This window comes from Cobetia sp. 29-18-1 (assembly GCF_029846405.1).
GTDB classification, from domain to species: Bacteria; Pseudomonadota; Gammaproteobacteria; order Pseudomonadales; family Halomonadaceae; genus Cobetia; species Cobetia amphilecti.
In genome coordinates this window covers 20960-42681 of the sequence record NZ_JARWKS010000001.1, presented here as the reverse complement: position 1 = coordinate 42681, position 21722 = coordinate 20960, and the positions used below count along the sequence as shown (strand labels likewise).

The window sequence follows — 21722 nt, the reverse complement described above, 5'->3', positions numbered from 1 at the left end:
ACGAAAGGACGGGAATTGCCTGCCATCAGCGTGCAGCGCTCACTGCGGTGAGTGACGCACACCGAGAGCAGAATTCCCCACTTCTCTGCCCAGCACGCTCGCAAGAGCCGAAGCACGGAAAGGAGATTCGCATGACACAGCAGACCGATCAGCAGACACGTCAACAACTGCAAGGTAAGCGCGTGGCCATTCTCGCGACCCATGGCTTCGAGGAATCCGAGCTCGCGGTGCCGCGCGCCGCACTGCAGGAGGCGGGCGTCGAGGTAGACATCGTCTCGCCGGAGAAAGACGGCATTCGCGCCTGGGCCGAAACCGACTGGGGTGAGAAGTACCAGGTCGACACCCCGCTCAGCGATGCCAGCGAACACGACTATCACGGCCTGGTGCTACCGGGTGGCCTGTTCAATCCGGATACCCTGCGCCAGAACGAGAAGGCACTAGGCTTCGTGCGCAGCTTCTTTCAGGCCCACAAGCCTGTCGGTGCGATATGTCACGCGCCGTGGATCCTGATCGATGCTGGCGTCGTCGAGGGACGCCAGGTGACCTCCTTCCCCTCCGTCGCACAGGACCTGAAGAATGCCGGTGCCGAGTGGCAGGACAGCGAAGTGGTGTGTGACAGCGCGCTGGTCACCAGCCGCAAGCCAGCAGACCTAGATGCGTTCAACGCCAAGCTGCTCGAGGAACTGGCCGAAGGCAAGCACCAGCATCAGCACGCCTGAGGCCGCAAGCCAGAGAGCCGCAAGCTCTGAAGCTTGAAAAGACAGACGCCCCTGCCACTTCGGCAGGGGCGTTTTCGTTGTCTCAAGGGCGCAAACCGGTGCCTTGGCGGCAGAAGTGAAGTGTCCTCGCAGCACTGGCTGAACCCCTCATCTCCGAGGTTCGTTGGCCATTCTGCAGCCGTGCGTTGTATAACCTCATTGCGAGCAACCACTTACGCCACAGGCAACGCAATCTGGACAACTCAGCTCCACAACAACACACCGAGCGACGCACGGAGACATTAGCGAACGCCTTTCGTAAAAGGCGCTGCGACACGATATTCTGACGACAAGGATCCTCTTGGGTGACTGACCGACCATACGGGAGACCGCCCCATGCATATCTCTACCTTGAACACAGCTCTTACGTCTCTGCTGCCTTCCCTGCTGCTGGGACTGACGCTGATGCTCGCCACGCCGACGCTGGTCGCCGCGGATGATCGCCATCGCGCGCAGGGCCAGCACGGCGAGCGCCACAGCACGCCGCAGAGTCGCCACGAGGCGATCAAGCGCCGCCATCTCAGGATGTTCGACGAGCCGCGCGTGGAGCGCCACCACTCGCGCCAGCATTCTCGCCATGACACCCGCCGCCATGTCCCCAAGCGCCGCTACCATCAGCATGGGCGTCTTGAGCACGACCGCTACCGCCCGTACTACTACCAGAACCATGACTCCGGTCGACATGGCATCCGCCGCTACCATAACGGCGTGAGCATCGGCATTCCGGCGATCCGCATCAATATCAACTGAGCTTGCTCACTCTCAGCAGGCCACGCCAGCGCCTGATGCCCAGAGATGACGACGCCCCCGCAGGCTGACCTGCGGGGGCGTCGTTCGTCTACGTGACGAGTCTTGCCTGAGAGTTGCTCAAGCGGCCTTGGCAGGCTCGGCGAGTTCGGTGATCAGGCCCTTGAGCACCTGCCAGAATTCACCGACCGACTCGACCTCGACCCGCTCGCTGGGCGAGTGGGCACCGCGAATCAGCGGCCCGAAGGAGATCATCTCGAGCTGGGGATACTTGGCCCCCAGAATGCCGCACTCGAGCCCGGCATGGATGACCTTGATCTCCGGCGCACGGCCGGTGACGCTCTCGTGCAGGCTGCAGAAGCGCGCCAGCAGCTGCGCATCCGGCGCCGGCTGCCAGCCCGGATAGGTATTCTCGGCCACGGTGGTCGCGCCGATCAGCGCAAAGAGCCCACGAATGCGTTGCTCCATCATGGTCACGGCATCGTCACGCAGCGAGCGCACCAGCGCGCAGAGATGGAAGCGCCCCTCGCGCAGCTGCACCACGCCGAGGTTGTTGGAGGTTTCCACCACGCCTTCCACCGCCGCGCTCATGCGCTCGACCCCGTAGGGCGCGGCATCCAGCACCGCGACCAGCCGCTGAGTGTCCTCGACGGACAGCGCGTTCTCGGCGTTGCCACGGGTCACGCTGAGCGAGACATCCGGGTCCGTCTCGCGCAGCTCATCGCGAATCTGGGCCTCGAAGTCCGCGAGGCGCTGGCGCGCGGCAGCGACGCGCTCGTCATAGATCACCACGCCGACCGTGGCCTCACGCGGCAAGGCGTTGCGCAGCGTACCGCCAGACCAGCTGACCAGACGCGGCTTGAACTCGGCCAGCGCGACCAGCGCGCGTGACATCAGGCGATTGGCATTGCCGCGACCACGATGGATATCGAGCCCGGAATGGCCGCCGACCAGACCACCGATGGTCAGCTCCAGCTCCGCTTCGGCATCCTTCAGGGACGAGGTGGCAAACTCGTGGGCGACATTGATGTCCGCGCCACCGGCACAGCCGATATAGACCTGTCCGCGGTCTTCCGAATCCAGGTTGAGCAGGTAGCGCCCTTCCAGCCAGTTCTCGGCCAGATTCAGCGCGCCGCCCATCGAGGTTTCCTCCTCGAGGGTGAACAGCGCTTCCAGCGGACCGTGCACGAGGCTGTCGTCTTCGAGAACGGCCAGCGCCGCCGCGACGCCGAGACCGTTGTCGGCCCCCAGAGTGGTGCCGCGCGCCTTGAGCCAGCCGTCTTCCAGATAGGTATCGAGGGAATCACGCGTGAAGTCGTGATCACTGTCGCTGGCCGCCTGGGCGACCATGTCGAGATGGCCCTGCAGCACGATGCCCGCTGCGCTCTCGTGGCCGGGGGTGGCGGGCTTGCGCAGACGCAGGTTGCCAAAAGCGTCGCGATCATGGGCGAGACCACGCGCTTCGGCCCAGTCGATCAGATAGGCCACCAGCGCGGCTTCATGCCCGGACGGGCGCGGGATATTGCACAGAGTGCGGAAATGACGCCAGAGGATGGCGGGGTCCAACGTATCGATATGCTCATTCATGGCGAAGATTCCTGTTCTTGTCATCAGCGAGCATACGGAACAGCGGACGGGCGTGGCTAGTGGTTGTCGACACCTATCGATCAGTGACTTCGAATATGCAAGGATGACAATCACGACCCTGCTGACAGCTGCATGCCATTCCCCACCCTCATCGGAGCCCTTATGCCTCGTCGACTACTGCTGCTGACCGCCATCTCCGCCACTGCCGGCCTGCTGATGCTGAGTGGCTGCTCGCCGATTCCTGACATGCCCGGCCCGATCGGCATTCCGGGCCTCTGAGCCGCAAACGGCCGCGCTGGGCTTATTTGATGCTCATGTCAGACGGCCTTGTCATTCGCTCTTTTCGATCAGGCGCCCGACGGCCGCTCGGCACCAGCGATCGCGCGCCTTGCGGCCCACGATGCCCTGCCCCTCGGCCCAGCTGATGAAGGCAGGCGCATCCTGTCCGCCGAGCGCCAGCACCAGCCCGTGACGTGACGCCTCATCGAGTCGTGAAGGCTCACAGGCCTCGAGCGCTGTCTCGAGCCACGGCCGCACCAGCGCCAGCCCCCCGCCACCACGCCGATACCAGTCCAGTCGCTGCGCGCATGCGGCTGGCGTCAGCGTGGCCAGATCAGCCTCACTTCCCCGCTGCCGCAGTCTGTCGGCCAAGACGGGCGGCAAGCCGTGCAGCTCATGCGTGAGCAGGCTGGGCAGCAGGCGCTGGAAGTCCTGCTGCAGCACGCCGAGCAAGGCATCCTGCGCCAACTGCCCGCGCGGCGCTGATTCTCCACTCCCACTCTCGCCGATGGCCTTGCCCATCATCACCGCGTGCTCGCCACTGGCGGCATCGCGCTTGAGGCCCATGCGCAGCGGCACGAAGCCCTGCGCCAGCCAGAAGGCGACCAGATCGGCCTCGGCCCCGAAGCTGGTGCCGAGTCGCGTGACGCCTGCCGCCAGCGCCTGCTGCTCCAGCGCCTTGAGCAAGCGCGCGCCCTGACCACGCCGCCATAAAGCGGGATGCACCGCGATGCGCAGCACCCGCCACCAGCGGGCCTCGGCGGCGCCCTGATGGCCTGCATGCGCCGCCAGCGACTGTGCCAGCAGGTGCCCGCGCGGACGCCGCTTGCCGCACCAGATGTCATGCGCCAGGGGCGTCGGGAAGCCGCCCTCCTCGACGGCGGCCACCACCCCCAGCCAGGCATCACGCCCTGTCGTGACGTCGCGCTGACGAATCGCCATCAGCGTGAGCCCCGGCGTGTCGAGCAGCTGGCGCAGGTCCGCCGGTGTGGTGCGGTAATGCGCCTGCACCAGCAGGCCGAACAGCTGCCGCAACGCCGCCTCGTCACGCGCCAATGCATCACGCTCCAGTACGACAATGTCGCAGCCCTCCAACCACTGCTGAGCATTCTTCGCGCATGGCTCAGGCAGCTCAGGCGGCTGCGCCGAGAGCAGCAGCAGGTCATCGGTCAATGCTTCCAGCGGGTCGCCGGGCGCCCAGCGCACGGGCGTCGTCATCTCAAGTGCCTGCCAGCCGGGACACTGGCGCTCGAGATGATGGCGAAACCGCAGCTGGAAGCCGCGACCGGTGCCTTCATAGCCATGCACGGTGGTGGCGAAGGCGATGCGCGAAAAATACGCCAGATAGCCTTTCAGCAAGGGCGTGGGGATGGCGGCGGCCTCATCGACGAACAGCCGCGGCAGCAGCTCATCGTGACAGGCGTGGCGAGCCGCCTCGATGGCATCCGGCGCCAGAAAACGCAGTTCGCTGCCGGAAGCCGTGTCGTCCTCCGCCTGCCCAGCCGGCAAGCGAAAGACATTGCCCTCGCGCCGCCCCCGGGGCAGCAGGGCCGCCAGGCGTTCGAAGATCGCACTGACCGCCGCAGGGCGTGGCGCCGTCAGCCAGACATCCTGCCCCGCCGCCAGACAGCGCGCCGCCGCGATGCCCAGCGCGCCACTCTTGCCACGCCCGCGATCGGCACTGATCACCACGGGTCGCGCAGGTGCCAGAGCCTCCAGCGCAGCCACGCTGGCGGCCTGGTCCTGCGTCAGGCAGTCGCTGTCGGCGATGGCGTCTGATCGCGCCGCCTGATTGCCGCTTTGCAGCGATGGCGCAGGCAAGTGTCCGCCCTGTGGCCAGTGCAGCACACTGGCATGCGATGAGAGGCGCCGCGCCAGCCGCGCCAGATAGCGCGCCGTCAGCTGCTGCCGCTCGAAGGGCCAGTGAGCCAGACGCGCGTGATCGCCATCCGGCACTGGCGCAGGGTCTGCCGCGGCCCAGGCGGCAGGCGTCATCAGCACCAGCAGCCCCCCCGCCTTCAGGGTGCCGGCCACGGCGCCGAAGGCATCGGGGTCGAAGCCCGTCGCCGGCTGCGCTGCATCGAAGATGACCAGTGACTGCTCACCGCCCAGCTGAGTGGCGGCCTTGGCCATCGCCAGCGCACGCACCGGCGTCGCGCCCGCTGTCGACAAGGCTTCACCTGTGCCCAGCCACAGTGGGGCAGGCTCATGCGCTGGCCACCGCTCGCAGATTGCCTGCGCGGCGCCAGAGGGGTCATCGCCGCTGATCCACAGGCAGGCACGCTGACGCCGCGCGAGCAGATGTTGATGCAGCGTTCGGCACCACGCCTCGAGGGCGGGCAGATCAATGCGAGAAGGAGAATCTGAAGGAGGAGTCGTCATGTCGCGCAGCATGCCGCATGGCAGCGCGCCAGACCAGATGAGCAGACCAGATGGCGCGAGAAAGTCGCGAGGCAGCCGTAAAGTAGTCGTGAGAAAACCGCGACCTGCTCGGCGCTGCCGCCAGGCCTGCCACTCGCGCCTGTTACTTGAGTAGAAGCTCGTGCTTACTTGAGAAGAAGCTCATGCTCATACAACGCCCCGTTGCAAGATGAGCAACGCAAGCGGCGCAGGGATGAGAATGGTTATATTTAGGCTTATCGGGATAATGAAGCTCCACTTCCCATCATTGCGAGCCCCCCCGATGCCACAGCGTCACTCCCTCACCACTGCTCTGCCCCGCGCGCTCAAGCCTTGCCTGCTCGCCCTGAGCCTGGCGGCAACATTCGTGGCGGGTCAGGCCTCGGCACTGGAATACCCGATCGGCACGCCGGTCAAGGAAGGCGGCATGGAAATCGCTGCGGTCTACCTGCAGCCGGTGGTGATGGCCCCGGCCGGCAAGCTGCCTGCCAATCAGGCCGATATTCACCTGGAAGCCGATATCCACGCGCTGATGGAAAACGACAACGGCTTTGCGCCGGGCGACTGGATTCCCTATCTCGGCATTCACTACACCCTGACCAAGCAGGGTGGCGAGGCGCCGATCGAAGGCGAGCTGGTGCCGATGATCGCCAATGACGGCACCCACTACGGCAAGAACGTCAAGCTGGATGGCCCGGGCAAGTACCACCTGACCTTCGAGATCCAGCATCCGGACATGCCGCGTCATATCGACAAGGAAACCGGCGTCGCCGAGTGGCCGCAGACCATCACCACCGACTACGACTTCGTCTATGCCGGCGTCGGCAAGAAAGGCGGCTACTGAGCGCCGCTCTGCCCTTGCTGCATGACTCTGATTGTCTGCATCCCGTGAGGCGGCCATTGCCGCTTGCTCCTTCGATGGCCGCCTGTGCTGACCTGCACTCGCGGCCATTGGTCGCTCTACCACCAGCGCCTTGCGCTGGTGTCAGTGTGCGCTTTCCCTCATCGTCCGGAGTGTCCCATGCGCCTGACCTCTTTCTTGCCCTCTCTCTTGCCCTCTCTCTTGCCCTCTCTCTTGCCCTCCCTCTTGCCCTCTCGCCTGCCCTGTCGCCTGCCCCATCGAGCAAGCGCCCTGCTGCCCGCGCTCGCCATGCTGCTCGTGGCCCTGTTGCTCGTGGCCCTGCTGCCTCGGCCGGCGGCCGCCAGCGACATGCCGTCCTACGACCTGACCCTCGACAACGGCAAGCTCATCCCTGAGGTCCTTGAGGTGAAGGCCGGCGAGAAATTCGTCATCCAGCTGCACAACGCGGGCAATACGCCGGCCGAATTCGAGAGCAACTCCCTGCGCAAGGAGAAGGTGCTGGCGCCGGGCGTGAAGTCGTTCGTCGTCATCCATCCGCTGCGCGCGGGCAGCTATGACTTCTTCGATGATTTCCACCTGCCGGACGCGCGTGGCAAGGTCGTCGCCGAATAAGCTCGGCCACCCTGTGCCAATGACGCCTTTTTCGTCATCGATGGCGCGCACCGATCGTCAGTAGAAGAGAGTCCGCATGTTTGATCAGATCCTGTTTATCGTCTGGCGTGAAAGCGTCGAAGCCATTCTCGTCATCGGCATCATGCACGCCTGGCTGGTGCAGTCCGGCACCCGCGCGGGCCTGCGCTACCTGTGGGGCGGGGTCGTCGCCGGCCTGGTGCTGGCCGGCCTGATGGGGGCGGCGCTGATGGGCGCCAACACCTGGCTGACCGGCGCCGCGCAGGAGGTCTTCCAGGCCGTACTGGTGCTGACCGCCTGCCTGTTGATCACCCAGATGGTGCTGTGGATGCGCACCAAGGGCCGCACGCTCAAGGCAGAGCTCGAGAGCGGGCTGGCCAGCGCCGTCTCCTCCGGCAGCTATTGGGGCGTGGCGACGCTGGTCGCCATCGCCGTGGCGCGGGAAGGCGCGGAAACCGTCGTCTTCCTCTACGGCATGGGCGCCGCCAGCCTGCAGTCCGGTGGCATCACCAGCTTCGCGCTGGCCGCGGGCCTCGGTTTCGCCCTCGCGGTAGCCACCTTCATGGCTCTGCAGCTCGGTTCACGCCTGTTCTCCTGGAAGCTGTTCTTCCGGGTGACCGAAGTGCTGCTGTTGCTGCTGGCGGCGTCGCTCTTGATATCGGGCCTCGAACAGCTGATCGGCCTTGGCTACCTGCCGGCGGGGCTCGATCCGCTGTGGGATTCCAGCTGGCTGCTCGATGACGGCAGCGGCCTCGGCGGACTGCTGGCGACCTTCGCCGGCTATCGCGCCTGGCCGGCCACGACGATGGTGGTCGGCTACCTCGCCTACTGGGTCATCGTCGCAAGCCTGATGAAGCGTCAGCGCCGGGTGGAGCGCAAGGACCAGCGTCAGCAGCTCACCGCCCGCGCCCGCAGCTGAGTTCCCCTCACGCGCCCCGTCAGTCAGGAGAGAGACATTCATGGCCAATTGCGGCACCGGCTCCTACGCCGCCACCTCCGACATCATCGCCAGCGATGGCGCTACCTCGCCGGCCCGTCAGGCCACGCGCATCGCACGCTTCGGGCAGGCGATGCAGCAGCGGCGTGGCCTGATCCAGCTGGTGCAGTGGCTGGTGGTCGGCATCTATGCCTTTCTGCTGGTGGTGCCGGCCCTGTTGCCGCTGCCGGATTACCAGGCGCACATACTCACCAATCTGACGGTGTTCGCCGAGTTCGTGTTCTGGGGGCTGTGGTGGCCCTTCGTGCTGATCAGCATGGTGCTGATGGGGCGCGTGTGGTGCGGTGTCTTCTGCCCCGAAGGCACCCTGACCGAAGCCGCCAGCCGCATCGGCCTCGGTCGGCCGATTCCCGGCTGGATGCGCTGGGGCGGCTGGCCCTTCGTGGCCTTCCTCGGCACCACGCTGTATGGCCAGCTGGCCAGCGTCTATCAGTACCCGCTGGGCGCACTGGTGGTACTGGGGGGCTCGACGGTGGCCGCGATCATCGTCGGGCTGATCTACGGCAAGGGCACCCGCGTCTGGTGCCGTCAGCTGTGTCCGGTGAATGGCGTCTTCAATCTGCTGGCACGGCTGTCACCGACCCACTTCCGTACCGATCAGGCCCGCTGGAACGCCCACAATCAGGCTGTCCGTCAGGGCAACGCCGTGCGCATGCACGCGCCTGACTGCGCGCCGCTGATTCCGCTCAAGCAGCTCGACAGCGCCGGTGACTGCCATGTCTGCGGACGCTGCAGCGGCTACAAGGACGCGATGCAGCTGGAGTGGCGTGCGCCGGGGGTAGAGCTGGTCGAGCCGCCGCAGCCGGTGCGCTTCACCCACTACTCGGTGCTGGTGTTCGGCCTGCTCGGCATCGCCATCGGCGCCTTCAGCTGGAGCGCCAGCCCGTGGTTCGTCGCACTCAAGCAGCAGCTGGCCTTCTGGCTGGTCGATCACGACCTGATGTGGCCGCTGACCACCACCCTGCCGACCTGGATTCTGACCAACTACCCCGAGCACAACGATGTCTTCAACCTGCTCGATGGCAGCCTGATCACGCTGTGGATCGTGGTCGGTGGCGGCCTGCTGGGCGCGCTCACCAGCCTGCCGCTGCTGCTGGGCAACTGGCTGATGGGTGGCAAGGCGACGCTGTCACGTCTGTGGCACCTCTCGCTGAGTCTGATTCCGCTGGGCGGGCTGGGCGTGTTTCTCGGCCTCTCCGCCACCACCATGACGCTGCTGCGCGGTGATGGCATCAATCTCACCTGGGCCAATGATCTGCGCGCCACCCTGCTGGCACTGGCCTGCCTGTGGGGGCTGCGGCTGGCCTGGCGCATTACCGGTGAGCAGCGCAACGGTGAGCAGCGCAACGGCGGCCTGCTCGCCGGCAACGCTGCACGGCTGATCGGTACCGCGAGTGTCGCGCTGGCCTGCCTGCCCGCACTGGGCATCTGGTATCTGATGTTCTGGGGCTGGTGACGCCCTGCTGGCTGGATGCTGGCTGACTGACAGATGCTCAATGCCTGAAAGACAAAGACCCGCCGATTGGCGGGTCTTTGTCTTTCAGCGACATGCGACTTTTTCTCAAAGCACGCTCAAGGAGACTTCAAGGCGTCATCAGTGCGCTGGGCTCTGTTCGGCACTTTCGCTGGCATCCGCCTTGCTGGCCGGGTCTTGCGGACGACGGAACAGGAAGGCCGCCACGCTGCCGAGCACATAGACCGCGCCCAGCCACAGGAAGATATTGTCGAAGGCCAGCACCTCGGCCTGGATGCTGATGCGCTGGGCGATCATCTGCACACCGGCCTGCCACGGATCAGCCAGCCCCGCGAAGGTCGACTGATAGCTTGCCAGCTGGTCGATCACCACCTGGCGGCTCTGGTCGATGGCCCCGATCATCTGGTTCCAGTGATAGTCCTCACGCAGCTCGCGGATGGTGTCGATCAGCGCCAGTCCCACCGCGCCGCCCAGGTTGCGCATCACGTTGAACAGGCCACTGCCGTTGCCTATCTCGTGGGGCGCCAGACGTCCCATCGCCAGCCGGGAGACCGACAGCAGCACCATGATCTGGCCCGCGCCGCGGATCACCTGCGGCCAGAAGAAGTCATCGAAGCCCGAGTCCGAGGTCAGGTGCACGTTCATGCCGGTGCCGAGGCCGGTCAGCACCAGACCGATGCACAGCATCAGGCGCAGGTCGATGCGGTCGGAAAGCTTGCCCGCCACCGGCGCCATCAGGAACATCACCACGCCGCTGACGAACATCACCTGCCCGATCTGCACGCTGGAGAAGCCGGAAATCGAGCCGAGAAACAGCGGCACCAGATAGACCAGCCCATAGAGCACCACGCCGATCCAGAAGCCGATGATCGCCCCCAGCGCGAAGTTGCGGTCCCTGAACACCCGCAGGTCGACGATGGGGTTGCTGGTCGTCAGCACGCGCCAGAAGAAGCCGACTGCCGCCACCGTACACACCACACTCCAGAACAGGATCAGCGAACTGGCGAACCAGTCATCGCCGGGCCCCTCCTCGAGCACGAATTCGAGACTGCCGAGAAAGACCGCCATCAGCGCCAGGCCCAGCGTATCCAGACGGCTGAGCAGGCCGCGGTCGCCGCTGTCGATCTCCAGATTGCGCCACACCAGCGCCGCCACGATGATGCCCGGCACCAGATTGACCAGAAACAGCCAATGCCAGCTCATGTATTCGGTGATGTAGCCGCCGACGGACGGCCCGATGGAGGGCGCCATGGTCGCCACCAGGCCGATCACCGCCTGGATGCTGCCCATCATGCGGCGCGGGAAGATCGAGAAGCTGGCCGCCTGGGTCAGCGGAATCATCGCCCCGCCCATGAAGCCCTGGACCGCACGCAGCACGATCAGGGCTTCCAGCGAGGTCGAGAGCGCACAGCCCAGACTCGCCAGCGTGAAGCCCAGCGCCGAGACGGTCAGCACCAGCCGCGTCGAGAAGATGCGCGCCAGCATGCCGGAGAGCGGAATCATCACGATCTCGGCGATCAGGTAGCTGGTCTGTACCCAGGAGATCTGGTCCTGACTGGCGGCGAGGCCCGCCTGCAGCTCGTTGAGCGAGCTGGACACGATCTGGATATCCAGAATCGCCATGAACATGCCGAACACCGCGGCCACGAAGCCGATCTGCTGGCGGCGCGTCGGCATGTCACTGGCGGTGCCCGTCGGGGGCTGGCTCGGGGGCTGAGCCGAGGACTGGGTCGTCTCGGCCATGCTTACTGCGCTCCGCGATCAGCGCTGGCGACCTGCGCGGCATCGGGCGCGATGACGTCATTTGAGAGAGTATCGACGGCATAGGTGCCGGTGTCCGCAAGCTCTCGTGTATCGACGCTGGGGATGACCGACAGACCGGCGCGCAGACGCGGCAGCGCATCCGCTGGGCCGGTCAGGCGAATGCGCACCGGCACACGCTGGACGATCTTGTTGAAGTTGCCGGTGGCGTTGTCGGTCGGCAGCAGGCTGAACTCGGTGCCGGTCGCCGGTGCCAGGCTATCCACCACGCCCTCAAACTCGATGTCCGGGTAGGCATCCACCTCGAGACTGACCGGCTGGCCGACGCGCATGCGCTCGGTCTGGGTTTCCTTGTAGTTGGCCACCACATAGGCGCTCTTCACCGGCACCAGCTGCATCAGGGTCAACGAGGCGCTGGCCATGGTGCCCACCTCGACACTGCGATTGCCGACCACGCCATCCTGCGGCGCGTAGATCGAGGTCTTCTCCAGCTGGTGGCGCGCGTAGGCGAGATCCGCCGCCGCTGACACCACCTGGGCACGCGCCGACTCCAGCTGCGCCTTGTAGACCTCAAGCTGCTGCCGGGCAGACACCAGCGCGGCCTGCTTCTGGGCAACGCTCGCCTCGGCGGTCCGCATGGTCACCTGGTCATCTTCATAGGACTGACGCGAGGCGTAGCTGCGGCTCTCCAGACTTCTGGAGCGCTTGAGGTGCAGCGCCGCCTGATCGCGTTCGGCCTTGGCCGAAGCCAGCGCGGCCTTGGCCTCGTCGATCTTCGCGCCTTGCAGGTCCAACTGACGCTCGGCCTGGACTTCCCCGGTGCGGGCGTTGTCCAGCGCGGCACTGGCCTGGTCCAGATTGGCCCTGGCATCTTCGTCATCCAGCTGCACCAGCAACTGCCCCTTCTTCACCGGCTGGTTGTCATGCACCAGCATGCGCGTCACCCGCGCGGTGATCTCGGAGCGCACCGCGACGCTGTCGGTACGCACATAGGCGTTGTCGGTCTCCTGCATGAAGCGCCCGACCTGCCACCATTCGCCCCCCATCACTCCGCCAGCGATCACGCCCGCCACCACGATGAGTGCCACGACACCCTTGCCTGCCTTGTTCATTCGGCGACTCTCTCTTGCTGCCTGTCGGTGACAGGCGTGTAATCTGTCTGACGCTGCGGATGAGGCGGCCACGGCGCTTGCGAGCGCTCAGGCCACGGCTGTCATCTTGCATCGCCACAAAGTGTAATGAATACTACACTTACTTGAGGCAGCCCCGACAGTTTCGACAGACAGCGTCTCTCGTTCGCAATATCGCAACCTTGCCTGTTTCAGGCGGTTTCCGGATCACAGACAGGACACTCACATGACTGATTCGCCCTCATCAGAGACTGCCCCTGACTCGGGAAGCACCACGACTCGCGCCTCACCGCGCGGGGAAGCACGCCGCAAACGCCAGCTGGAAGTCGCGCGTGAACACTTCCTCGAACACGGCTTCGCCGCGACCAGCATCAATGAGATCGCTCGGCAGGCCGGCGGATCACTGGCAACGCTGTATCGTAATTTCGGCAACAAGGACGGCCTGTTTCTGGCCGTGATGCAGCAGGAGGCGCAGACGGTGTGGTCGGTGATGGACCACGAAGCCAACGAGACACGCAGTGTCGAGGAAGCGCTGGAAGACTTCGGCATGGCGATGCTGGCGCTGGCCCTCGCGCCGGAACTGATCCGCCTGTTCCGTGGCCTCGCCTTCGAGAGCGGCCGCAACCCGCAGCTCGGCAAGCTGTTCCTCGACAACGGGCCCAAGCTGACCCGACAACGCCTGGCAGGCTACCTGTCGCGTCAGGTCGCCCAGGGCCACCTGCCGTCCACCGGCCTCGGCCAGGAACCGCTGGCCGCCGCCAACCTGCTCACCGGCATGCTGCTCAACCCGCTACATGTCGACGCCCTGCTCGGCTGCCCACCCGACACCGCAAGCCCCGAACAACTCCGCCCACATGTCAGACGCTGCGTACGCGTATTCCTGGCAGGTTTCGGTGCCAGTTAGAAAGCTTGCCGGCTTCGGGGCAAGCTGAAGATCTGGCAGGTTTCGGTGCCAGTGAGAAAGCTTGCTGGCTTCGGGGCAAGTTAGAGAGCTGGCAGGTTTCGGTGCCAGTTAGAAAGCTTGCTGGCTTCGGGGCAAGTTGAAGAGCTGGCAGGTTTCGGTGCCTGAGGCACAAGCTGTGAAAGGAAAGCGGGTACACGCTCATCTAGGGAGGATTGAAGAGGCGAAAAGCGAGGGTCGAGGATGAGTAAAGGCTCGGGCAGCACTGCCGGCTTCAGGGCGTGTGGGTGAACTTCTGCATCTTTTTGACCAGCGTCGACTGGTTGATCCCCAGCGATGCCGCCGCAGCGCGAGTGGTGCGGTGCTTCTCCAGGGCTTGCTCGATCAAGCGCCGCTCCAGAGCTTCGCTATGTTCCTTCAGCGTGCGCTCCGGTGAGCCATCCTCCGGGGCGGTTATCGCGCCGAGTATCATCGAGTCATCCCACCCGGAACTGGCATGCGCCGCAAGATACTCTGCCGGCAGGACATCGGACGTGATCACCTCGTTGGTGGTAGTCACCACGAGGCGCTCCACCAGATTGATCAACTCACGGATATTGCCGGGCCATGCATGGCCGCCCAGCAGTTCGAGCACTTCAGGATCAAGGCGCCGGACCAGTGCATGACGCTGACAGAAATGGCGGAGGTAATGCTGCAGCAGCGGGATCACTTCGCTGCGCCGCTCACGCAGCGGTGGCAGCGTGATGGGCACGACACTCAGGCGATAGTAGAGGTCTTCCCGGAAACGTCCCTCCTTCACCCGAGCAGCCAGATCATGATGTGAGGCGGTCAGCAGACGGACGTTGGTGCGCCGAAGCTCTGTCCCGCCGACAGGCATGAAACGCTGCTCCTCGACGACCTTCAACAACTTGGCCTGCAATGAAAGCGGCAGATCACCGATCTCATCCAGGAAGAGCGTGCCACCATTGGCGACGTCCAGAAGCCCCTGCTTGCCACGTGCGTTTGCACCGGTGAAGGCGCCAGGCGCATAGCCGAACAACTCGGCTTCCAGCAGCCCTTCCGGCAAGGCAGCACAGTTGAGCTCAAGGAATACCCCCTCGGCACGCGTGCTGTGCTCGTGAAGATAGCGGGCCAGCAGCGTCTTGCCCGTTCCCGTCTCGCCCTGAATCAACACCTTCACATCAGTGGCAGCCACGCGTTCCGCCAACGCGAAACAGTCGGCAGTAGCGTCACTGGTCACCAGCTCCAGAGACTGTTCATCCGTCCCGGAGCTGACGCTGTAGGTGTCATGCAGAGAGTGCAGTTGACGCAGCTGCTCCTGTGCATGCTTGGCGCGCAGCAGCTCGGTGATATCGCGCACGCTGGTGACCACATGGCTCAAGGTGCCGTCGTGGGCCAGCATCGGGAGACCGCTGACCAATATCTTGCGGCCATCGCGCAGACTCTGCACGAGGGTGACGGGCTTGCCGTCACGGATGACCTCCAATGACACCGACTTGGAGATATACCCCCGGCGCACCAGCTCCTGCATGTGATGCCCCAGCACGTCACTGCGCTTGAGCCCGGTAATACGCTCATAGGCCTGATTGATGGCGACGGTCACGCCACGCCCATCGGTGATATAGACGCCGTCATGCAGGGCATCCAGCAATCGCTGGGTCGGCACCTGAGCCAGCAGATCAGACGCCGGATTTGCGCCAACCTCCGTGGCATTCTTCCCGGTTGAGCTGCCCCGCTGATTGGAGAGCGCGAGGCGTTCCTTGAGTTCCGCGGCGGACTCCACCTCCTGACGCGTCAAGACACCGATAACCTTACCACGTGTATCGATGACCTTGACGGCCTCCAGTGACTGGCGCTCCAGCAATGCCAGCGCTGCTTCAAGCCTGAGATCCTGCTCCACGTTCTGCATTGACGACTCCCCCGGCAGAAACCCCCGCGCGCTCAGGCGGCGGGGGGACATGGGGTCACGATACGTCAATGCGAGGACGTCGGGGAGTCTGTCGAAGCGGCACCTGTCGAGGACAGGCTTGCTGTCTTGCTGTCGGACGGCGCGATATCTGACTTGCCGATATCACGACTGAAGGTCTCATCGATCTCGCCGGAGAAGAAGCGCTTGCCGTAGATCAGCAGACACAGCGCAATGCCGATCCCGAAGGCCCAGGCAGCCCCCTTGATGACCAGTACGGCGGCGATCACCCCGGCAATGCCCAGGTCGCGCTGGCTACGCGCTTCCAGAATGCCCAAGCGCACGCTGACATAGCCCTGGATCAACAGCGTCAGTGCCAATGCTATCCCCAGGATGGGCTGGACCAGACTGACGATGGGCAGCAACAGCAGACCGGTGTTGGTGCCCCAGCGGAATGAGCCCGAGCCACCGAACAGCGAATGCATCGCCTGCTTGCCTTCCTTGTAGCGTTCGACCACCACCACCTGCATGGCAGCCCACAGCGGGCCACACATGGTGACGTCCGGGCCGAAGAGACTCATCAGTGTATTGCGCCCGCCGAAGATCATGTGTGCACGGTTGGCGTCGTAGTCGATCTTCTCGTCGGGGCGGGACTCATCAGCCTCCTCGACCAGTGCCTTGGACTGCAGAACATCGCCGAACAGCACGATATAGGCAGCCAGCACGGTCGGCAGCGCCGTCAGGAACATCGACAGCGGCGGCAAGCCGACACCGAAGACAGTGTACTGGCTGAACATGGTCACGAAATCAGGTTGGCTGAAGCCCAACTGCACATCAGGCCATGCGGCCTCGCCCACCAGCGGCGCGACGACGATCGCCAGCAGGATGATCGGGAAGATGCCCAGCTTGCCGAGATTGCTCCAGAAAGGATTCGTGGTCTTCAGCTTGGCGAAATGACGCGAGAAGATGATGTAGAAAGCCAGACCTACCGCGATGCTGATGGTGATGGGATAGGTGTCGAAACGCCCGCCTTCCTTGAAGACCACGCTGATTGCGGCCAACCCCGCGCCCATGATGATGCCAGCCTTGATCGCCGAGGGAATCATGTTGACCACCTTGCTGGCCAGCCCCGTTCGCCCGAGCACGATGGCCAGTATCCCGAGCATCAGCTGGAAGGCAATCAAGGCATGCACCCGCGTCTCCCCCTCCGGGAAGGTCGCCACATAAGCCATCAACAGTGGAATGGCAGGCGTGATCCAGCCGGGAATGACCGGGTCGCCCAGCAGGTGGTGAACCAGATACAGCAGACCATTGAGCATCACGATGGCCAGTGCGGCCTCGAACGGCATGCCCAGGAGCTCCGTCATCAACGGGATGGCGGCGAGATCCACCGCGCACATCAACAGCCCTTGCAGGTAGTCGGGCAGCTCGAAACGGTAGTGCAGGAAGGGAAAACGAATCTTGAAGGGCCCCAGCGCGAAGTAGGGGCTTTCCTCACCGGGCTGGCGGGTTTTCCAGTGGCTCATGATGGCGTTCCTGTTGTTATCGTTATGCATCTTCACCTGTGGTGGAGATGGTGTTCAGAAAGGAGATTCAGCGCTTCAGTAGGCCGCGCGATAGATACTTTCGATATCGGCCTGGCTGAGCTGACGTGGATTGTTGCGCAGCAGGCGTTCGACCTTGAAGGCATCTGCCGCAAGAGAGGGGATGTCCTCTTCGGGGATGTCGAAATGGCGCAGGCCGCTGGGGATGTCCACATCTCGACATAGCTTATGTAGTCGCTCGACGACCAGTTCGGCAGTAGCTTCATCCTTGAGCTTGCGATGTGATGTATCGAGGGCCTCCGCAATATCTCGGAAGCGCTCGACACAAGCCAATGCATTCCAGCGCATCACGTGGGGCAACAGCAGCGCATTGGTCACGCCATGTGGCAAGTGGTAGCGCCCTCCCAACGGATAGGCCAGGGCGTGCACCGCCCCGACACCGGCATTACCGAACGCCATCCCGGCCAGCAGACTGCCAGTCGCCATGTCTTCACGCGCCTTGAGATCGGCAGGATTGGCATAGGCCTTGGGCAAGGCCTTGATGATCAGGCGCATGGCCTTGATGGCCAGTGCATCGGTGATCGGCGTGGCAAAATTGGAAAGATAGGCTTCGATGGCGTGGACGAGCGCATCGACACCGCTGGCGGCAGTGACATGTCGGGGGCAGCTCACCGTCAGCTCCGGGGCAACGATGGCGACATCTGGCAGCAAGTAATCATTGACGATGCCTTTCTTCATCCTCGCTTCGGTATCAGACAGAATCCCGATGTTGGTCACCTCGGACCCGGTGCCTGATGTCGTCGGCATGGCGATAAGTGGCGCACCGCGGACACGCGCCTTGTTCTCGCCAAACAGACTCTCGAGATCACCATCATGGGTGGCATACACCGCCACGCATTTGGCGATATCCATCGCACTGCCACCGCCTACCGCGATCAGGCTATCGCAGCCCCCCTCGCGGTAGCTGCTCATGCAGTCCTCGACGATATGCACTTCAGGTTCGGCGCTGACATCACTGAAGATGCGATAGTCCGTCAGGTGTCCCCTGGACTTGAGGTCATCCAATTGAGCCTTGATCGGCTCCAGTGTTCCGGACCCCAGTACACCAGGGTCGGTGACCAACATCGGCGAATGCATGCCCAGTCGCATGACCTCCTCAGCAAGACGAGTCGAGGCTTGTTGTCCGGTGAGCAGACGATTGGCAGATTTGAAGCTGGCGATACTCATGGCGATATCCTTTGGTGAGTGACGAGATGAATCCGCTGACCGCGTCTCTTGTCACTGTGGATAGCAAGCGCCATGCCAGCACCATTCACCTTACAACCTACTGATATTACTAACATTATTTTCAACCACCCTCCCAAGGTCGCTACACCAATGGTCTAGAGGTGATTCTATATCGCATCAAATAAGCGCCAATTAGATTCCCTATGGAATCAGAGACGATGCCTATCATGCTGTGCAGTCGGCGTGGATTGCCTATACCGAAAAGTATGCGGATGACCAGAAGCGCACCCCGCAGAAAGCAGAGCGCAGAGAACAGAGAGCGAAAGCAGAGAGCGGTACACAAAGACCCCGCTCCGCGACAGGTCACGCTCTGCAAGAGCCATGGGCGGGAGCCATCCCTCGGCGCCCGCCCATGCCGTCAAGGCGGCAGCAAGGCTAGGTCAGCCTCACAGGCTGGCCTTCACGGCGGCCAGGGCATCCTCGCCATCGCGTGTGGTCACGTCGGCGAGAAATTCCGCCAGCCGATCCGGGTTGGCAGCCAGCCAGTCGTGCGCCACCTCATCGAGGTCACGCTCCTTCAGGCTGTAGTCGAGGATGAAGCCGCTCTGCTCTTCGGAGCTGAAGACCAGCTGATCGAGGAAGCGGGCGAGGTTGGGATTGGCTTCGGCGTAGGCGGTGCGCACGACGGTCTTGACGTCACTGGCGCCATTGTCGGGGCCGAACACCGACTCCGGATCCTCCAGGATATGGGTGTCGAATTCCGGCACCATCCAGTGCGGTGTCCAGCCGTAGAAGGCGATCCAGCGTTGCTCGCGCTGGGCGGCACGTACCTCGCTGAGCATGCCGGGTGTCGAGGATTCCATCGCATCCCAGTCGCCCAGACCATAGACATCATTGTCGATGGCGCCATTGAGCATGTCGCTGACGCTGGAGCCGCTTTCGATGGAGTAGACGGTCTCGTCGAATTGCTCGGCGTGGGCGGCAAGGTCCGCGGCGCTGTGGATGCCGGCCTCGTAGACATAGCCCGGCACCGCGAAGCCCATGCGGGCGCCGGTGACGTTGTTGCCGAGATCGGTGATCGCACCGGCGGCCATGGCCGCGTCATAACTGTCTTGCTGGGCAGGCAGCCAGCCAGCGAGGAAGGCGTCGCTGTCGCCGGTGGTCAGGGTGTTGTAGCCGACGGTGGAGCTGACTTCCTGTCGCTCCATGTCGTAACCCAGCGGGGCGAGAATCTGGGCGACGATCTCGCTCTTGACGGTGACGCCGGGCCACAGCGGCACGATCAGCGTCAGCTCGTCATCCTTGTCCTGGGCCGAGGCTGCCAGGCTAGCCGTGCCGAGCAGCAGGGTCGCGAGGGCAAGCAGACCACGGCGGGCGCCGTGCTTCGTCGTAGGTGTCAGGGGGTACGGGGTGGTGGTCATCGTGTCTTTCCTTGTCGGTTCCGGTCGCGCCGGGCCTTGTTGTTGTCGGGGCTGAAAGGCTTCGTATATGGCGGTCGTCGTGCGTGTCCGTCGCTCACGGCGCTGTCGTTGTCGGCGCTTGTGTCTTCTCCGCCCTGCCGCGTCGCTGAATTCGCCGCAAGCAATTGATTCATTGGAGCTTTACCCTCCAGAGGAGTGCGTCTTCAGCGAGCACTGGCCTGCCTGTCCATGCCCTTCTCAAGCTCTGGCTCCATTTCTGCCTCAAGTTCTGACTCTGGCTTCGGCACCAGATCCGGCAAGCCGCCGAAGGGCGCGCGCGCCATCACCCGCTCCAGCATCGGGATGAAATGCTCCAGTGGCAGGGTGTCGTATTCAGGATCGAAGCTGGTCTGGTCCCACTCGTCACAGAAGCGCACGGTGCGCTCATAGGCGGGATGCCCGGCATGTGCCTCGCGGGCGTGGCGGTCCTGCCCGAAGAATTCGCGGTAGTGATAGCCCTGGAACAGCTCGTGATGACGAATCATCCAGGTGTTCAGCGGGTCGATGAACGGCTCGAGGATACCGGCGGCGATCTCGGCATGATTGGCTGGTGCCAGGTCATCGCCGATGTCATGCAGCAGCGCGCAGACCACCATCTCCTCATCGGCGCCGGCGCGCAGCGCGCGGGTGGCGGTCTGCAGGCAGTGTTCGTAGCGATCGACCGGATAGCCGTGGTGATCGCCCTTGAGACGCCCCAGATGTTCAAGCACACGCCGGCAGGCATCGGACTGATATTCCCGGAAGCGCGCATCGATCAGCGCCCACTCGGCATGCGTGCTTTCCTGGAAACTGCGGAAGCGGGCCTGCTCGCTCATGCGCTGGCCTCCTCATTGGCGAACCGACCGGCGAGCTGATCGACCAGCAGCAGCCGGCGGCTGGCGGTGGAGTCGCGGTCCACATAGCCCTGGCGCATATGGCGGATGCCGCCCTCCAGCTGGAAGGCGCTGCGACCATGGAACAGCCGGTAGTTGTCCATGATCAGCATCTGGCCCGGTGCCAGCTTGAGGTGCAGCGTGAAGTCGTCACCGGAGATCAGGCGATAGAACGCCTGGCGGGCAGCGTAGTAGCGACGCAGGGTCGCGCCGGGCAGCGCCGGCACCCGCTCGGTGCGGTTGGAGAAACGTACTCGGGCGACCCGACCACGGCTATCCAGCTCGATCAGCGGGCCTTCGCTTTCCAGTCGCGTGGTGGCGTCGTGATAACGGAAGCCGGGGCTGACGTCTGTCAGGCAGGCGAAGGCCTCGGGGTCCTCACGGCGCAGGTGCTCTGCCGCGCTGAAGCCATCCACCAGCATGCTGTCGCCGCCCTGGGCCGCGTTGCGCAGGCAGTGCAGCCAGATATAGCCCGGAATCGGGTCGCGGTAGGGATTGTCGGTATGCGGCTCCAGCCCGCGCTGGGTCATCGTGAGGTCATAGGCATTGGCGACGGATTTCACGTCGGCGATACCGCCCCAGTTGGTGCGCCGCAGCGGCCCGATACGGTGGATCAGCCCCTGCATGCCGTCCTCCGTGTCCGGCACGCCGCTGACCCGCACGAAGCCGAAGCGCTGCAACTGCTCGAGCATGTCCAGCAAGGCCGCGTCATCGTCCAGTGCTGCGGCGAAGTCGGCCTCGGGCAGCTGGGCGAGACTCCCCTGCCAGAAGGTCATGCCCTGATAGGCCTCACACGGCTGACACTCCGCCAGCAGGGCCGCCAACGAGAAGCTCGCTGCATGACCATCACTGAAGGCCAGCGACAGCGTATCGCCATCCAGTTGTGCCTGAGTCAGGCTCAGGTCCAGCGGCAGGTCCGCCGCCTCGATCAGGCGCTGACCAGTGAGGGAGTCGAGCGTCGTTTCATCGGGACTCCGCTCACGCAGCCAGAGCGCCTCGAGGGTCAGATCGCCCTCGGGGTGGCTCAGATGCAGTTGTTGTCCATGGTCTTTCAGGCTGACGGAATGCGGGCTGCTGGGCACTCGATGATCTCCACGGCTGAGGGAGCGGCACTGTTGTCTTACTGGTCAGGTACCTGCTCGCGGACGCTGGTGCGACGCTGAGTCTCCTTCTACCTTAATCACTTC

17 protein-coding genes are annotated in these 21722 nt (G+C 64.1%); 7 read left to right on the top strand and 10 right to left on the bottom strand.

The genetic code is table 11. The features are described from left to right. The first annotated feature begins 131 nt into the window (after nucleotides 1-131). Nucleotides 132-719 carry a type 1 glutamine amidotransferase gene (locus QD208_RS00165; protein WP_279835185.1) on the top strand — a complete coding sequence of 196 codons (588 nt, stop codon included), beginning with the start codon at nucleotides 132-134 and terminating at the stop codon, nucleotides 717-719. A 375-nt stretch (nucleotides 720-1094) separates the two neighbouring features. Next, on the top strand, nucleotides 1095-1508 hold the full coding sequence (locus QD208_RS00160) for a hypothetical protein (protein ID WP_279835183.1): 414 nt from the start codon (nucleotides 1095-1097) through the stop codon (nucleotides 1506-1508). A 117-nt stretch (nucleotides 1509-1625) separates the two neighbouring features. Here the strand turns inward: QD208_RS00160 and QD208_RS00155 are convergent, their stop codons facing one another. Both QD208_RS00155 and QD208_RS00150 read right to left on the bottom strand, forming a co-directional pair. Beyond that, on the bottom strand, nucleotides 1626-3092 hold the full coding sequence (locus QD208_RS00155; RefSeq protein WP_279835181.1) for an aminoacyl-histidine dipeptidase: 1467 nt from the start codon (nucleotides 3090-3092) through the stop codon (nucleotides 1626-1628). Nucleotides 3093-3422: 330 nt separating this feature from the next. Continuing rightward, entirely contained in the window at nucleotides 3423-5543 is a 2121-nt protein-coding gene (locus QD208_RS00150; RefSeq protein WP_279835179.1) for a GNAT family N-acetyltransferase, read from the bottom strand. A gap of 511 nt (nucleotides 5544-6054) precedes the next feature. Here QD208_RS00150 and QD208_RS00145 point away from each other — a divergent pair. From QD208_RS00145 to QD208_RS00130, 4 genes are all read left to right on the top strand, one after another. Continuing rightward, nucleotides 6055-6615: an iron transporter gene (locus QD208_RS00145; RefSeq protein ID WP_192838682.1), complete on the top strand. Its 561-nt coding sequence runs from the start codon at nucleotides 6055-6057 to the stop codon at nucleotides 6613-6615. A 177-nt stretch (nucleotides 6616-6792) separates the two neighbouring features. After that, entirely contained in the window at nucleotides 6793-7245 is a 453-nt protein-coding gene (locus QD208_RS00140; protein WP_279835178.1) for a cupredoxin domain-containing protein, read from the top strand. Between the two features lie 76 nt (nucleotides 7246-7321). Next, nucleotides 7322-8182: an FTR1 family protein gene (locus QD208_RS00135; RefSeq protein ID WP_279835176.1), complete on the top strand. Its 861-nt coding sequence runs from the start codon at nucleotides 7322-7324 to the stop codon at nucleotides 8180-8182. A 40-nt stretch (nucleotides 8183-8222) separates the two neighbouring features. Further along, nucleotides 8223-9716: a 4Fe-4S binding protein gene (locus tag QD208_RS00130; protein WP_279835175.1), complete on the top strand. Its 1494-nt coding sequence runs from the start codon at nucleotides 8223-8225 to the stop codon at nucleotides 9714-9716. A 138-nt stretch (nucleotides 9717-9854) separates the two neighbouring features. On the opposite strand, the gene QD208_RS00125 is transcribed toward QD208_RS00130, so the two are convergent. Then, on the bottom strand, nucleotides 9855-11477 hold the full coding sequence (locus QD208_RS00125; RefSeq protein ID WP_279835174.1) for a DHA2 family efflux MFS transporter permease subunit: 1623 nt from the start codon (nucleotides 11475-11477) through the stop codon (nucleotides 9855-9857). A gap of 2 nt (nucleotides 11478-11479) precedes the next feature. After that, nucleotides 11480-12607, bottom strand: coding sequence for an HlyD family secretion protein (locus QD208_RS00120; protein WP_279835173.1), 1128 nt, complete (start codon nucleotides 12605-12607; stop codon nucleotides 11480-11482). 244 nt (nucleotides 12608-12851) lie between these two features. Between QD208_RS00120 and QD208_RS00115 the strand changes: the two genes are divergently transcribed. Continuing rightward, nucleotides 12852-13529 carry a TetR/AcrR family transcriptional regulator gene (locus QD208_RS00115; protein WP_107335663.1) on the top strand — a complete coding sequence of 226 codons (678 nt, stop codon included), beginning with the start codon at nucleotides 12852-12854 and terminating at the stop codon, nucleotides 13527-13529. A 271-nt stretch (nucleotides 13530-13800) separates the two neighbouring features. On the opposite strand, the gene QD208_RS00110 is transcribed toward QD208_RS00115, so the two are convergent. From QD208_RS00110 to QD208_RS00085, 6 genes are all read right to left on the bottom strand, one after another. Then, the gene (locus tag QD208_RS00110) at nucleotides 13801-15435 is read right to left on the bottom strand and encodes a sigma 54-interacting transcriptional regulator (protein ID WP_279835171.1); all 1635 of its coding nucleotides are present in this window, start codon (nucleotides 15433-15435) and stop codon (nucleotides 13801-13803) included. Between the two features lie 65 nt (nucleotides 15436-15500). Continuing rightward, nucleotides 15501-16958 carry a hypothetical protein gene (locus tag QD208_RS00105; RefSeq protein WP_279835170.1) on the bottom strand — a complete coding sequence of 486 codons (1458 nt, stop codon included), beginning with the start codon at nucleotides 16956-16958 and terminating at the stop codon, nucleotides 15501-15503. A 75-nt stretch (nucleotides 16959-17033) separates the two neighbouring features. Further along, nucleotides 17034-18203: an iron-containing alcohol dehydrogenase gene (locus QD208_RS00100; RefSeq protein ID WP_279835168.1), complete on the bottom strand. Its 1170-nt coding sequence runs from the start codon at nucleotides 18201-18203 to the stop codon at nucleotides 17034-17036. 446 nt (nucleotides 18204-18649) lie between these two features. Then, entirely contained in the window at nucleotides 18650-19624 is a 975-nt protein-coding gene (locus tag QD208_RS00095; RefSeq protein ID WP_279835167.1) for an ABC transporter substrate-binding protein, read from the bottom strand. 203 nt (nucleotides 19625-19827) lie between these two features. Next, complete coding sequence (locus tag QD208_RS00090; protein WP_279835166.1) at nucleotides 19828-20478, bottom strand: HD domain-containing protein; 651 nt, start codon at nucleotides 20476-20478, stop codon at nucleotides 19828-19830. After that, on the bottom strand, nucleotides 20475-21569 hold the full coding sequence (locus QD208_RS00085) for a TauD/TfdA family dioxygenase (RefSeq protein ID WP_347881983.1): 1095 nt from the start codon (nucleotides 21567-21569) through the stop codon (nucleotides 20475-20477). Before QD208_RS00085 ends, QD208_RS00090 begins: the two co-directional genes overlap by 4 nt. Nucleotides 21570-21722 lie beyond the last annotated feature (153 nt).